The sequence below is a fragment of the Lysinibacillus sp. SGAir0095 genome (assembly GCF_005491425.1).
Classification (GTDB): Bacteria; Bacillota; Bacilli; order Bacillales_A; family Planococcaceae; genus Ureibacillus.
In genome coordinates, this window is the sequence record NZ_CP028083.1 from 3632828 (window position 1) to 3647500 (window position 14673).

General features: G+C 44.9%; 5 protein-coding genes and 6 rRNA genes (1 of these 11 running past the window's edge). 3 read left to right on the forward strand and 8 right to left on the reverse strand.

The genetic code is table 11. The features are described 5' to 3' along the window. Window positions 1-152: 152 nt before the first annotated feature. The 4 genes from C1N55_RS17895 to C1N55_RS17910 all read right to left on the reverse strand — a co-directional run bounded on the left by C1N55_RS17895 (window position 153) and on the right by C1N55_RS17910 (window position 7632). A 16S ribosomal RNA gene (locus C1N55_RS17895) occupies window positions 153-1706 on the reverse strand. Between the two features lie 958 nt (window positions 1707-2664). Further along, window positions 2665-2780 (reverse strand): 5S ribosomal RNA (gene rrf, locus C1N55_RS17900). A 63-nt stretch (window positions 2781-2843) separates the two neighbouring features. Then, window positions 2844-5763, reverse strand: a 23S ribosomal RNA gene (locus C1N55_RS17905). 315 nt (window positions 5764-6078) lie between these two features. Then, window positions 6079-7632 (reverse strand): 16S ribosomal RNA (locus C1N55_RS17910). The 16S, 23S and 5S rRNA genes sit together here, the layout of an rRNA operon. A gap of 513 nt (window positions 7633-8145) precedes the next feature. On the opposite strand from C1N55_RS17910, the gene C1N55_RS17915 reads away from it, so the two are divergent. Further along, window positions 8146-8898 carry a GNAT family N-acetyltransferase gene (locus tag C1N55_RS17915; protein WP_137730063.1) on the forward strand — a complete coding sequence of 251 codons (753 nt, stop codon included), beginning with the start codon at window positions 8146-8148 and terminating at the stop codon, window positions 8896-8898. Window positions 8899-8948: 50 nt separating this feature from the next. On the opposite strand, the gene C1N55_RS17920 is transcribed toward C1N55_RS17915, so the two are convergent. Both C1N55_RS17920 and C1N55_RS17925 read right to left on the reverse strand, forming a co-directional pair. After that, the gene (locus C1N55_RS17920; protein ID WP_137730064.1) at window positions 8949-9485 is read right to left on the reverse strand and encodes a GNAT family N-acetyltransferase; all 537 of its coding nucleotides are present in this window, start codon (window positions 9483-9485) and stop codon (window positions 8949-8951) included. Between the two features lie 53 nt (window positions 9486-9538). Then, window positions 9539-10078, reverse strand: coding sequence for a ribonuclease FAU-1 family protein (locus tag C1N55_RS17925; RefSeq protein WP_137730065.1), 540 nt, complete (start codon window positions 10076-10078; stop codon window positions 9539-9541). Between the two features lie 99 nt (window positions 10079-10177). Here C1N55_RS17925 and C1N55_RS17930 point away from each other — a divergent pair, with 99 nt between their 5' ends. After that, a complete protein-coding gene (locus tag C1N55_RS17930) occupies window positions 10178-10573 on the forward strand; it encodes an NUDIX hydrolase (protein WP_137730066.1) in 396 nt (131 codons plus the stop codon). Between the two features lie 184 nt (window positions 10574-10757). After that, a complete protein-coding gene (locus C1N55_RS17935) occupies window positions 10758-11147 on the forward strand; it encodes a hypothetical protein (RefSeq protein WP_137730067.1) in 390 nt (129 codons plus the stop codon). 468 nt (window positions 11148-11615) lie between these two features. Here C1N55_RS17935 and rrf (C1N55_RS17940) read toward each other — a convergent pair. Next, window positions 11616-11731 (reverse strand): 5S ribosomal RNA (rrf, locus tag C1N55_RS17940). Between the two features lie 63 nt (window positions 11732-11794). Continuing rightward, window positions 11795-14673 (reverse strand): 23S ribosomal RNA (locus C1N55_RS17945); it runs 41 nt beyond the window's last position.

A 14673-nucleotide genomic window follows, 5' to 3' on the forward strand; every position in this document is an offset into this window, starting at 1 on the left:
GCAGATTTGCGACGAAAGCTTTGAATTACTTCCTAGCTTTTCTTCGCGGCAGGAGCACAATTTGAAAATTCATTGCTGAACCTTCAAAACTGAACACAAAACGTTAATGTTGGTTTGACCAAAAGGTCAACCATTCCGTTAAATATCCTTAGAAAGGAGGTGATCCAGCCGCACCTTCCGATACGGCTACCTTGTTACGACTTCACCCCAATCATCTGTCCCACCTTCGACGGCTGGCTCCCGAAAGGGTTACCCCACCGGCTTCGGGTGTTACAAACTCTCGTGGTGTGACGGGCGGTGTGTACAAGGCCCGGGAACGTATTCACCGCGGCATGCTGATCCGCGATTACTAGCGATTCCGGCTTCATGTAGGCGAGTTGCAGCCTACAATCCGAACTGAGAACGGTTTTATCGGATTAGCTCCCCCTCGCGGGTTGGCAACCGTTTGTACCGTCCATTGTAGCACGTGTGTAGCCCAGGTCATAAGGGGCATGATGATTTGACGTCATCCCCACCTTCCTCCGGTTTGTCACCGGCAGTCTCCTTAGAGTGCCCAACTAAATGATGGCAACTAAGAACAAGGGTTGCGCTCGTTGCGGGACTTAACCCAACATCTCACGACACGAGCTGACGACAACCATGCACCACCTGTCACCACTGTCCCCGAAGGGAAAGCTATGTCTCCATAGCGGTCAATGGGATGTCAAGACCTGGTAAGGTTCTTCGCGTTGCTTCGAATTAAACCACATGCTCCACCGCTTGTGCGGGCCCCCGTCAATTCCTTTGAGTTTCAGTCTTGCGACCGTACTCCCCAGGCGGAGTGCTTAATGCGTTAGCTGCAGCACTAAGGGGCGGAAACCCCCTAACACTTAGCACTCATCGTTTACGGCGTGGACTACCAGGGTATCTAATCCTGTTTGCTCCCCACGCTTTCGCGCCTCAGTGTCAGTTACAGACCAGAAAGTCGCCTTCGCCACTGGTGTTCCTCCAAATCTCTACGCATTTCACCGCTACACTTGGAATTCCACTTTCCTCTTCTGCACTCAAGTCCCCCAGTTTCCAATGACCCTCCACGGTTGAGCCGTGGGCTTTCACATCAGACTTAAAGGACCACCTGCGCGCGCTTTACGCCCAATAATTCCGGACAACGCTTGCCACCTACGTATTACCGCGGCTGCTGGCACGTAGTTAGCCGTGGCTTTCTAATAAGGTACCGTCAAGGTACAGCCAGTTACTACTGTACTTGTTCTTCCCTTACAACAGAGTTTTACGATCCGAAAACCTTCTTCACTCACGCGGCGTTGCTCCATCAGGCTTTCGCCCATTGTGGAAGATTCCCTACTGCTGCCTCCCGTAGGAGTCTGGGCCGTGTCTCAGTCCCAGTGTGGCCGATCACCCTCTCAGGTCGGCTACGCATCGTCGCCTTGGTGAGCCGTTACCTCACCAACTAGCTAATGCGCCGCGGGCCCATCCTATAGCGATAGCGTAAACCATCTTTCAACATTTCAACAGGAGATGAAATGTATTATTCGGTATTAGCCCCGGTTTCCCGGAGTTATCCCCAACTATAGGGCAGGTTGCCCACGTGTTACTCACCCGTCCGCCGCTAACTTGACAGGAGCAAGCTCCCATCAAGTCCGCTCGACTTGCATGTATTAGGCACGCCGCCAGCGTTCGTCCTGAGCCAGGATCAAACTCTCCATAAAAGAGAAAATTTGATTAGCTCAAATTTCTTGCTGGCATCAATTTGATGTCCAAATTTCGTTTCTCTAAATTAATAGAAGAAACTATAATCATTAACGTTTTGTTGTTCAGTTTTCAAGGTTCATATCGTTACCGTTATCAACAGCAACTTAAATAGTTTAACACTCACTCTTCGTTGTGTCAACAATATTTTCATTATTACTATTAGCAAGTAACTTTATTACTATAACATTTCATTCGATAGTTGTCAACAGTTATTCTATTTATCTAAATACAATATGTTCGACAACTTCTAAAGTATACCAAACAATCTATATCAAAGTCAATAACTTTATTTCATTTTTAATAATTATTTGATATATTTGTAATGACAGTTATTAATATATCACTATAACAAATAGATTGCAAGTATATTAATGGTATTAAGATAAGTTTTCTATAGTTTTATTAATACAATTTTTTTCAATTTATACAGTGGATCATTTAAATTATTTAAATTATCTTAGTCCAGCTATACTTCAAAAATTTATACTTAACCTATAGAATATTAATTTAATTTTTGTTATTTTCATCAACTTTGTAAAAGCATATTCTCTCTTAGATGTACCCCTAATATGTATCCAATCTACCAAGTGCAATAAGAATCTTTGGTTTAAATAATTACGGCCAAATATAATATAAAAGCCACTGAATACTCTATGATTTCATTTACCTAGCGACATCCTGCTCTCACAGTCGTGCCCCTATCTACCATCGACGCAATTCTCCGAAGTGCGATGACACATCGGCTAACCGCGTCATCTACTTCGCACCGATGCTCATGTACAAAGTACACTGCGTTTTGTCTCCTTGATTCCTTGTTATCTTTTGTCCTCCCACTTCTATATTTCTTTCTTCTTAACTGTACCGATTTTGTTTTTCTGCAATAAAAAAACCACTGAATCCTCAGTGGTTTCATTTGCCTAGCGACGTCCTACTCTCACAGGGGGAAGCCCCCAACTACCATCGGCGCTAAAGAGCTTAACTTCCGTGTTCGGTATGGGAACGGGTGTGACCTCTTTGCCATCATCACTAGACTATTTAGTTGAAAGAACTTTGTTCTCTCAAAACTGGATAAAGATATTGATTGCGTTCAAGATTTGGTTAAGTCCTCGATCGATTAGTATTCGTCAGCTCCATGTGTCACCACACTTCCACCTCGAACCTATCTACCTCATCGTCTTTGAGGGATCTTACTTACTTGCGTAATGGGAAATCTCATCTTGAGGGGGGCTTCATGCTTAGATGCTTTCAGCACTTATCCCGTCCACACATAGCTACCCAGCGATGCCTTTGGCAAGACAACTGGTACACCAGCGGTGTGTCCATCCCGGTCCTCTCGTACTAAGGACAGCTCCTCTCAAATTTCCTACGCCCACGACGGATAGGGACCGAACTGTCTCACGACGTTCTGAACCCAGCTCGCGTACCGCTTTAATGGGCGAACAGCCCAACCCTTGGGACCGACTACAGCCCCAGGATGCGATGAGCCGACATCGAGGTGCCAAACCTCCCCGTCGATGTGGACTCTTGGGGGAGATAAGCCTGTTATCCCCGGGGTAGCTTTTATCCGTTGAGCGATGGCCCTTCCATGCGGAACCACCGGATCACTAAGCCCGTCTTTCGACCCTGCTCGACTTGTAGGTCTCGCAGTCAAGCTCCCTTGTGCCTTTACACTCTACGAATGATTTCCAACCATTCTGAGGGAACCTTTGGGCGCCTCCGTTACCTTTTAGGAGGCGACCGCCCCAGTCAAACTGTCCACCTGACACTGTCTCCTACCCGGCTTACGGGTATGGGTTAGAATTTCAATACAACCAGGGTAGTATCCCACCGACGCCTCCCTCGAAGCTGGCGCTCCGAGTTCTCTGGCTCCTACCTATCCTGTACAAGTTGTACCAAAATTCAATATCAGGCTACAGTAAAGCTCCACGGGGTCTTTCCGTCCTGTCGCGGGTAACCTGCATCTTCACAGGTACTATAATTTCACCGAGTCTCTCGTTGAGACAGTGCCCAGATCGTTACGCCTTTCGTGCGGGTCGGAACTTACCCGACAAGGAATTTCGCTACCTTAGGACCGTTATAGTTACGGCCGCCGTTTACTGGGGCTTCAATTCAGAGCTTCGCTTGCGCTAACCCCTCCTCTTAACCTTCCAGCACCGGGCAGGCGTCAGCCCCTATACGTCACCTTACGGTTTTGCAGAGACCTGTGTTTTTGCTAAACAGTCGCCTGGGCCTATTCACTGCGGCTCTCATTGCTGAGAGCACCCCTTCTCCCGAAGTTACGGGGTCATTTTGCCGAGTTCCTTAACGAGAGTTCTCTCGCACACCTTAGGATTCTCTCCTCGACTACCTGTGTCGGTTTGCGGTACGGGCACCTCCCGCCTCGCTAGAGGCTTTTCTTGGCAGCGTGAAATCAGATACTTCGCTCTAAAGAGCTCCCCATCACAGCTCAACGTTACAGGAAGCGGATTTGCCTACTTCCACGCCTTACTGCTTGGGCGTACTCAACCAACGGTACGCTTATCTTATCCTACTGCGTCCCCCCATTACTCAAACGGCGGGGAGGTGGTACAGGAATATCAACCTGTTGTCCATCGTCTACGCCTATCGGCCTCGACTTAGGTCCCGACTAACCCTGAGCGGACGAGCCTTCCTCAGGAAACCTTAGTCATACGGTGGATGGGATTCTCACCCATCTTTCGCTACTCATACCGGCATTCTCACTTCTAAGCGCTCCACCAGTCCTTCCGGTCTGACTTCAACGCACTTAGAACGCTCTCCTACCACGGACATCTTAGATGTCCATCCACAGCTTCGGTGAATCGTTTAGCCCCGATACATTTTCGGCGCAGCGTCACTCGACCAGTGAGCTATTACGCACTCTTTAAATGATGGCTGCTTCTAAGCCAACATCCTGGTTGTCTAAGCAACGCCACATCCTTTTCCACTTAACGATTACTTTGGGACCTTAGCTGGTGGTCTGGGCTGTTTCCCTTTTGACTACGGATCTTATCACTCGCAGTCTGACTCCCGTGTATAAATATCTGGCATTCGGAGTTTGTCTGAATTCGGTAAAGCGAGATGCCCCCCTAGTCCAAACAGTGCTCTACCTCCAGTATTCTCTATCACGAGGCTAGCCCTAAAGCTATTTCGGAGAGAACCAGCTATCTCCAAGTTCGATTGGAATTTCTCCGCTACCCACACCTCATCCCCGCACTTTTCAACGTGCGTGGGTTCGGGCCTCCAGTGAGTGTTACCTCACCTTCACCCTGGACATGGGTAGATCACCTGGTTTCGGGTCTACGACCACATACTCATTCGCCCTATTCAGACTCGCTTTCGCTACGGCTCCGCCTTCTCAGCTTAACCTTGCACGTAATCGTAACTCGCCGGTTCATTCTACAAAAGGCACGCTATCACCCATTAACGGGCTCTAACTACTTGTAGGCACACGGTTTCAGGTTCTATTTCACTCCCCTTCCGGGGTGCTTTTCACCTTTCCCTCACGGTACTGGTTCACTATCGGTCACTAGGTAGTATTTAGCCTTGGGAGATGGTCCTCCCGGATTCCGACGGAATTTCACGTGTTCCGCCGTACTCAGGATACACTCAAGAGAGAATGAACTTTCGACTACGGGGCTTTTACCCGCTATGGCGGACCTTTCCAGATCGCTTCGCCTAATTCATTCCTTTGTAACTCCATATAGAGTGTCCTACAACCCCAAGAGGCAAGCCTCTTGGTTTGGGCTCTTCCCGTTTCGCTCGCCGCTACTCAGGAAATCGAATAATTTCTTTCTCTTCCTCCAGGTACTTAGATGTTTCAGTTCCCTGGGTCTGCCTTCAAAACGCTATGTATTCACGTCAAGATACTGTTCCATTACGAACAGTGGGTTCCCCCATTCGGAAATCTCCGGATCAAAGCTTACTTACAGCTCCCCGAAGCATATCGGTGTTAGTGCCGTCCTTCTTCGGCTCCTAGTGCCAAGGCATCCACCGTGCGCCCTTAATAACTTAACCTATAAAGATCAGTTACTGCTTTTCTAAAAAAGAAAAGACTTAAGAACTACACAATCAATTACTTGAATTTTGTTGCTTTCAATGTCGTTTTATCCAGTTTTCAAAGAACAAATCAGCTGACTTCAATCACATCGTGACTAAACATCAGTGAAATACTCCGTGCAGATTTGCGACGAAAGCTTTGAATTACTTCCTAGCTTTTCTTCGCGGCAGGAGCACAATTTGAAAATTCATTACTGAACCTTCAAAACTGAACACAAAACGTTAATGCTGGTTTGACCACAGAAGGTCAACCATTCCGTTAAATATCCTTAGAAAGGAGGTGATCCAGCCGCACCTTCCGATACGGCTACCTTGTTACGACTTCACCCCAATCATCTGTCCCACCTTCGACGGCTGGCTCCCAAAAGGGTTACCCCACCGGCTTCGGGTGTTACAAACTCTCGTGGTGTGACGGGCGGTGTGTACAAGGCCCGGGAACGTATTCACCGCGGCATGCTGATCCGCGATTACTAGCGATTCCGGCTTCATGTAGGCGAGTTGCAGCCTACAATCCGAACTGAGAACGGTTTTATCGGATTAGCTCCCCCTCGCGGGTTGGCAACCGTTTGTACCGTCCATTGTAGCACGTGTGTAGCCCAGGTCATAAGGGGCATGATGATTTGACGTCATCCCCACCTTCCTCCGGTTTGTCACCGGCAGTCTCCTTAGAGTGCCCAACTAAATGATGGCAACTAAGAACAAGGGTTGCGCTCGTTGCGGGACTTAACCCAACATCTCACGACACGAGCTGACGACAACCATGCACCACCTGTCACCACTGTCCCCGAAGGGAAAGCTATGTCTCCATAGCGGTCAATGGGATGTCAAGACCTGGTAAGGTTCTTCGCGTTGCTTCGAATTAAACCACATGCTCCACCGCTTGTGCGGGCCCCCGTCAATTCCTTTGAGTTTCAGTCTTGCGACCGTACTCCCCAGGCGGAGTGCTTAATGCGTTAGCTGCAGCACTAAGGGGCGGAAACCCCCTAACACTTAGCACTCATCGTTTACGGCGTGGACTACCAGGGTATCTAATCCTGTTTGCTCCCCACGCTTTCGCGCCTCAGTGTCAGTTACAGACCAGAAAGTCGCCTTCGCCACTGGTGTTCCTCCAAATCTCTACGCATTTCACCGCTACACTTGGAATTCCACTTTCCTCTTCTGCACTCAAGTCCCCCAGTTTCCAATGACCCTCCACGGTTGAGCCGTGGGCTTTCACATCAGACTTAAAGGACCACCTGCGCGCGCTTTACGCCCAATAATTCCGGACAACGCTTGCCACCTACGTATTACCGCGGCTGCTGGCACGTAGTTAGCCGTGGCTTTCTAATAAGGTACCGTCAAGGTACAGCCAGTTACTACTGTACTTGTTCTTCCCTTACAACAGAGTTTTACGATCCGAAAACCTTCTTCACTCACGCGGCGTTGCTCCATCAGGCTTTCGCCCATTGTGGAAGATTCCCTACTGCTGCCTCCCGTAGGAGTCTGGGCCGTGTCTCAGTCCCAGTGTGGCCGATCACCCTCTCAGGTCGGCTACGCATCGTCGCCTTGGTGAGCCGTTACCCCACCAACTAGCTAATGCGCCGCGGGCCCATCCTATAGCGATAGCGTAAACCATCTTTCAACATTTCATCAGGAGATGAAATGTGTTATTCGGTATTAGCCCCGGTTTCCCGGAGTTATCCCCAACTATAGGGCAGGTTGCCCACGTGTTACTCACCCGTCCGCCGCTAACTTGACAGGAGCAAGCTCCCATCAAGTCCGCTCGACTTGCATGTATTAGGCACGCCGCCAGCGTTCGTCCTGAGCCAGGATCAAACTCTCCATAAAAGAGAAAATTTGATTAGCTCAAATTTTGCTGGCATCAATTTTGATGTCCAAAATTTCGTTTCCCTAAATTAATAGAAGAAACTATGTTCATTAACGTTTTGTTGTTCAGTTTTCAAGGTTCATCGACATCGCTTTAACAGCGACTTGATTATTGTAACATCATCAATTTGTTATGTCAACAATAATTTTTGTTCACCACTTATTCAAAAGCGACTTTTCAAATATATCATTTCCACCAAAAGATGTCAATCATTTTCTGATTCAATTTAATCGCATAATCAAAAATATTTACAATCATATCACTCTTCTATATCGAAAGCAATATATTTCATTCGTTTTTAATATTAATTTGATATTACATTAGCGACATTTATTAATATATCACTATAGTTATCTTTTATCAAGTATTAAATATAATAGCCTCCCATCTAACTTAATTGGTAGTTTTTCTGTAAAATCTGAGATATATTCTTCATAATATAAGAAGAATATCTTATTGTGAAGGAGATTAATATGACGAGTATTACATTTAATCAGATCCATAGAGATGGACAAATAGTAAAAGCAACAAAAGAATACGAACACTTTCATGATTCAGAGTTTCTAAGCCGTTATGATAGTAACCTAATTGCTTGGAAGTGCATGCCTTCAACCGCTTTATTTAAGGAAATTGAAGTTACTTTAAGCAACTTTCATTTACTTAATAACCAAAAGCATCTAAAATTCATATTCCCACCTAACGAAAAATTAACTAATGAATTACATAACTACTTATTATCAAAAAATTATAGTATTGGATTTCTGGAACTCTATTCTATCCAGCCCAAAGATTTTAAAGCTAGTAAAAACACTCAAATAGAAATTCAATTTGTTAAAGAGGAGAATATTGAAGACTTTTTACAGTTACAATATCATGAGGACTTACAGTTTGGTGAAAGTTTCGCTACAGAGAAACAAGTTTATCTTAGAAAGCAGTATATAAAAGATAATGTCTACTTTATTATTGCTTACGATCAAATGAAACCTATAGGATCAGTTATTATAATTCAAAAGGACAATACTGCAGAAATTGATAATTTGTTTGTATTGGATTCACATCAACGTAAAGGTATAGGGAGTTCGATACAACATTTTGTTATGGAACATTTTCACAATAAAACAATCACTTTAGTTGCTGACGGCGAAGATACCCCAAGAGAAATGTACCAACGACAAAATTATCGTCTGAAAGGTTTTCAATACGAAGCTTTGAAAGTACAAGAGTAGTATTTACATATAGGAGATGTTTTAAGGCAATTTACATCTCCTATCAATACTTAGTATGGAACCTCATTTAACTTTATCGGTGTTACTATTCCATTTTCCCAATCCGATCTAATTATACTGTAGCAAACTGAGTCATGGATGCTGCCGTCTTTATTCTCCCAAGAACTTCTTAAGTACCCCTCTTTTACAAAACCACAATTGCTTAATGTTTTTCTCATCCCATGATTATCGCCACGAGTGTAAGCTTCAATTCTAATCTTTTTATCTTGTAATTTGAATAGGTAATCTACTAGCCAATTAACAGTTTCTCTACCATACCCCTGCCCTCTATATGCACTATCTAATCGAATATCAAAAAGCGGTATGGTATCACCAATATCATCAATGACAATTAATCCAATTTTCTTGTTTGATAGTTCGACCCAAAATGTTTCACGTTCCTCATAGTACCATCCCTTATTAACTAAATGCACAATCTGTTCCACAGAAGTGTTTGGTTCTGAGTGATAATCCCACGAATTATTTATCATAAAGGATATTAGATCCTCTAGTTCATTTTGAAATAACCTATATTGTAATTTTTGCATTCCCGCTTCAACTCCTAATTGTCAAAACCGCTTACATCCATTTTTAATCAAATTTATTCTACATTTCTTATAATCTCTTTATGGCTCTTTGCTAGATGGATTAAATTAAACTTACCTTGCCGTATTAAACCGATTACCTTCCTTGCCTCTTCCCAAGCTAAATCATACATAGACTTATTGATTACACCTTCAGATAAAGCTTCATCAAGTTCCTCTTCATCCAAAAGCACTATTTCCCCAGTCGGAAATACAACAATATCCAAATATAAATCATCCATCCAAGGGATATTATCCTTTATACCAATCTCATAGCAAATGTCTATATACCATTGTATTATCTCATCTTGCGCATCAAACATTGTAGTAACTGAATAGTTTCTTCCAATCGGAAAATGTTGAAGCCATGAATAACCGTCATTAACTATGCAAACTTCATTTACCCCATTTTTTACAACTAATGGCTCCAATACTTCTTTGATATTCAATAGGGTAATGTATCCCCTAAAGTCTTTATCTTGATGGAAGTTTTGTTGATAATCACTTTTCAAAACGCGTTTCCAATCAGATCGATTACCATACTTTCTTTTTAACATCTTCTCCTCCTTTTAAGCTGATTGCTCTTATACTATTTTATAATCATTCGTTTGAATAATCTAAATATTTATTAGATAATAATTTCCGGAGGTGTTTACATGCGTGATAGAGGTTCTTGTATTCTAATGAAGGATAAGAAAATTGCTTTAATCAAAAGAATAAGAGATGGAATGGTTTATTATGTTTTTCCAGGTGGGGGAATAGAAAAAGGTGAAACTCCTGAAGAAGCAACAAAAAGAGAAGCATTTGAAGAATTGGGCGTCAGTATTATTGTAAAAGATTGTTTTGCAGAAGTTTCATATAACGGCATTCAATATTTTTTCATAGCCGATATCATTGAAGGGAAAATTGGAGATGGACAAGGAGAAGAGTATACCGATTCAGCGAGAAATCGAGGTGTCTATCAGCCAATGTGGGTCGAGATAAATGACCTTCTCTCTTTAGATATTCGTCCTATTGAAGTAGCTAAAAAAGCACACGCAAAATTTGCTTAAAAACGAACGTGGAGATGGAATCTGCGTTCTTCTGGTCATTATCGTTTTCGAAAACTTAATAATCTTTTATATGAGAGCAGAAATAGTCAGATTAAGAATAACAGCATTATGACAGTCATACTTGTCATGGATAGCTTTGTTTTCTCGACAAATTAAAAAGATTGTAAAAGGAGTAATAAGTGTTTTGAAAAAGATATCTTTAGCAATCATTTTTTTAGTACTCCTACTAATAGCATGTCCATCAAATAATAACGACTTAATATTTACTGGTGAGAGTGAATTATGGTCGGCAGTAGTAGTAGTAAATCAAAGTATTGGAGTAGAAAAATATCACATGCAGCTTAATTACAAAGGAACTAACATCGAGAAAATTGATTTCTTTCATTACCAAGTTGCATCACTTAATAATACAAATATAGAATTCGGTGTATCTAATGCTACTTTAAATGATGAAGGCGTATATCTTAAGAAATTATTAGCATCGAACAGTCCTACTTCAAAAGCAGAAGATGAATTAGTAGTAAAAATAAAATACAATAATAATAGCGACAGCTTTACTTTGTCTACCAAGTAAAAGGTGCTTTGTAGAGGGAGATCTTTAATAAGCTGGTTTTATTCTTGTTTTCTCTAGTTGACTCTATTCATAATAAATAAGATTATCAAAAATCACTGAATACTCACTGGTTTTTGGTCGCCTAGTAATGGCCAGTTCTCACAGCAAGTGCCTCCAACTATCATAGACCCTAAAGTACTTAACTTACTTTTCTGGCTTTCTTCGTTCTATCCCATTACAGCTTATTGAGATACTTCTTTGTTTCGCTATCTTGTTTTGTCCCAATGGCTACTCACATACAGACAATTCAGTAAAAGTACACTGCACTTCGATTTCCTTGTTCTCTTGTTACCCTTGGTTCTGCCACTTCTCGAGTTCTTTCTTCCGTATTTACCTCTTCTTTTTAGCAACGCCAATTAAACTTCAATTCCTATTGTTGTGGCTTTTTTTTACAATAAAAAAACCACTGAATCCTCAGTGGTTTCATTTGCCTAGCGACGTCCTACTCTCACAGGGGGAAGCCCCCAACTACCATCGGCGCTAAAGAGCTTAACTTCCGTGTTCGGTATGGGAACGGGTGTGACCTCTTTGCCATCATCACTAGACTATTTAGTTGAAAGAACTTTGTTCTCTCAAAACTGGATAAAGACATTGATTGCGTTCAAGATTTGGTTAAGTCCTCGATCGATTAGTATTCGTCAGCTCCATGTGTCACCACACTTCCACCTCGAACCTATCTACCTCATCGTCTTTGAGGGATCTTACTTACTTGCGTAATGGGAAATCTCATCTTGAGGGGGGCTTCATGCTTAGATGCTTTCAGCACTTATCCCGTCCACACATAGCTACCCAGCGATGCCTTTGGCAAGACAACTGGTACACCAGCGGTGTGTCCATCCCGGTCCTCTCGTACTAAGGACAGCTCCTCTCAAATTTCCTACGCCCACGACGGATAGGGACCGAACTGTCTCACGACGTTCTGAACCCAGCTCGCGTACCGCTTTAATGGGCGAACAGCCCAACCCTTGGGACCGACTACAGCCCCAGGATGCGATGAGCCGACATCGAGGTGCCAAACCTCCCCGTCGATGTGGACTCTTGGGGGAGATAAGCCTGTTATCCCCGGGGTAGCTTTTATCCGTTGAGCGATGGCCCTTCCATGCGGAACCACCGGATCACTAAGCCCGTCTTTCGACCCTGCTCGACTTGTAGGTCTCGCAGTCAAGCTCCCTTGTGCCTTTACACTCTACGAATGATTTCCAACCATTCTGAGGGAACCTTTGGGCGCCTCCGTTACCTTTTAGGAGGCGACCGCCCCAGTCAAACTGTCCACCTGACACTGTCTCCTACCCGGCTTACGGGTATGGGTTAGAATTTCAATACAACCAGGGTAGTATCCCACCGACGCCTCCCTCGAAGCTGGCGCTCCGAGTTCTCTGGCTCCTACCTATCCTGTACAAGTTGTACCAAAATTCAATATCAGGCTACAGTAAAGCTCCACGGGGTCTTTCCGTCCTGTCGCGGGTAACCTGCATCTTCACAGGTACTATAATTTCACCGAGTCTCTCGTTGAGACAGTGCCCAGATCGTTACGCCTTTCGTGCGGGTCGGAACTTACCCGACAAGGAATTTCGCTACCTTAGGACCGTTATAGTTACGGCCGCCGTTTACTGGGGCTTCAATTCAGAGCTTCGCTTGCGCTAACCCCTCCTCTTAACCTTCCAGCACCGGGCAGGCGTCAGCCCCTATACGTCACCTTACGGTTTTGCAGAGACCTGTGTTTTTGCTAAACAGTCGCCTGGGCCTATTCACTGCGGCTCTCATTGCTGAGAGCACCCCTTCTCCCGAAGTTACGGGGTCATTTTGCCGAGTTCCTTAACGAGAGTTCTCTCGCACACCTTAGGATTCTCTCCTCGACTACCTGTGTCGGTTTGCGGTACGGGCACCTCCCGCCTCGCTAGAGGCTTTTCTTGGCAGCGTGAAATCAGATACTTCGCTCTAAAGAGCTCCCCATCACAGCTCAACGTTACAGGAAGCGGATTTGCCTACTTCCACGCCTTACTGCTTGGGCGTACTCAACCAACGGTACGCTTATCTTATCCTACTGCGTCCCCCCATTACTCAAACGGCGGGGAGGTGGTACAGGAATATCAACCTGTTGTCCATCGTCTACGCCTATCGGCCTCGACTTAGGTCCCGACTAACCCTGAGCGGACGAGCCTTCCTCAGGAAACCTTAGTCATACGGTGGATGGGATTCTCACCCATCTTTCGCTACTCATACCGGCATTCTCACTTCTAAGCGCTCCACCAGTCCTTCCGGTCTGACTTCAACGCACTTAGAACGCTCTCCTACCACGGACATCTTAGATGTCCATCCACAGCTTCGGTGAATCGTTTAGCCCCGATACATTTTCGGCGCAGCGTCACTCGACCAGTGAGCTATTACGCACTCTTTAAATGATGGCTGCTTCTAAGCCAACATCCTGGTTGTCTAAGCAACGCCACATCCTTTTCCACTTAACGATTACTTTGGGACCTTAGCTGGTGGTCTGGGCTGTTTCCCTTTTGACTACGGATCTTATCACTCGCAGTCTGACTCCCGTGTATAAATATCTGGCATTCGGAGTTTGTCTGAATTCGGTAAAGCGAGATGCCCCCCTAGTCCAAACAGTGCTCTACCTCCAGTATTCTCTATCACGAGGCTAGCCCTAAAGCTATTTCGGAGAGAACCAGCTATCTCCAAGTTCGATTGGAATTTCTCCGCTACCCACACCTCATCCCCGCACTTTTCAACGTGCGTGGGTTCGGGCCTCCAGTGAGTGTTACCTCACCTTCACCCTGGACATGGGTAGATCACCTGGTTTCGGGTCTACGACCACGTACTCATTCGCCCTATTCAGACTCGCTTTCGCTACGGCTCCGCCTTCTCAGCTTAACCTTGCACGTAATCGTAACTCGCCGGTTCATTCTACAAAAGGCACGCTATCACCCATTAACGGGCTCTAACTACTTGTAGGCACACGGTTTCAGGTTCTATTTCACTCCCCTTCCGGGGTGCTTTTCACCTTTCCCTCACGGTACTGGTTCACTATCGGTCACTAGGTAGTATTTAGCCTTGGGAGATGGTCCTCCCGGATTCCGACGGAATTTCACGTGTTCCGCCGTACTCAGGATACACTCAAGAGAGAATGAACTTTCGACTACGGGGCTTTTACCCGCTATGGCGGACCTTTCCAGATCGCTTCGCCTAATTCATTCTTTTGTAACTCCATATAGAGTGTCCTACAACCCCAAGAGGCAAGCCTCTTGGTTTGGGCTCTTCCCGTTTCGCTCGCCGCTACTCAGGGAATCGAATAATTTCTTTCTCTTCCTCCAGGTACTTAGATGTTTCAGTTCCCTGGGTCTGCCTTCAAGACGCTATGTATTCACGTCAAGATACTGCTCCATTACGAACAGTGGGTTCCCCCATTCGGAAATCTCCGGATCAAAGCTTACTTACAGCTCCCCGAAGCATATCGGTGTTAGTGCCGTCCTTCTTCGGCTCC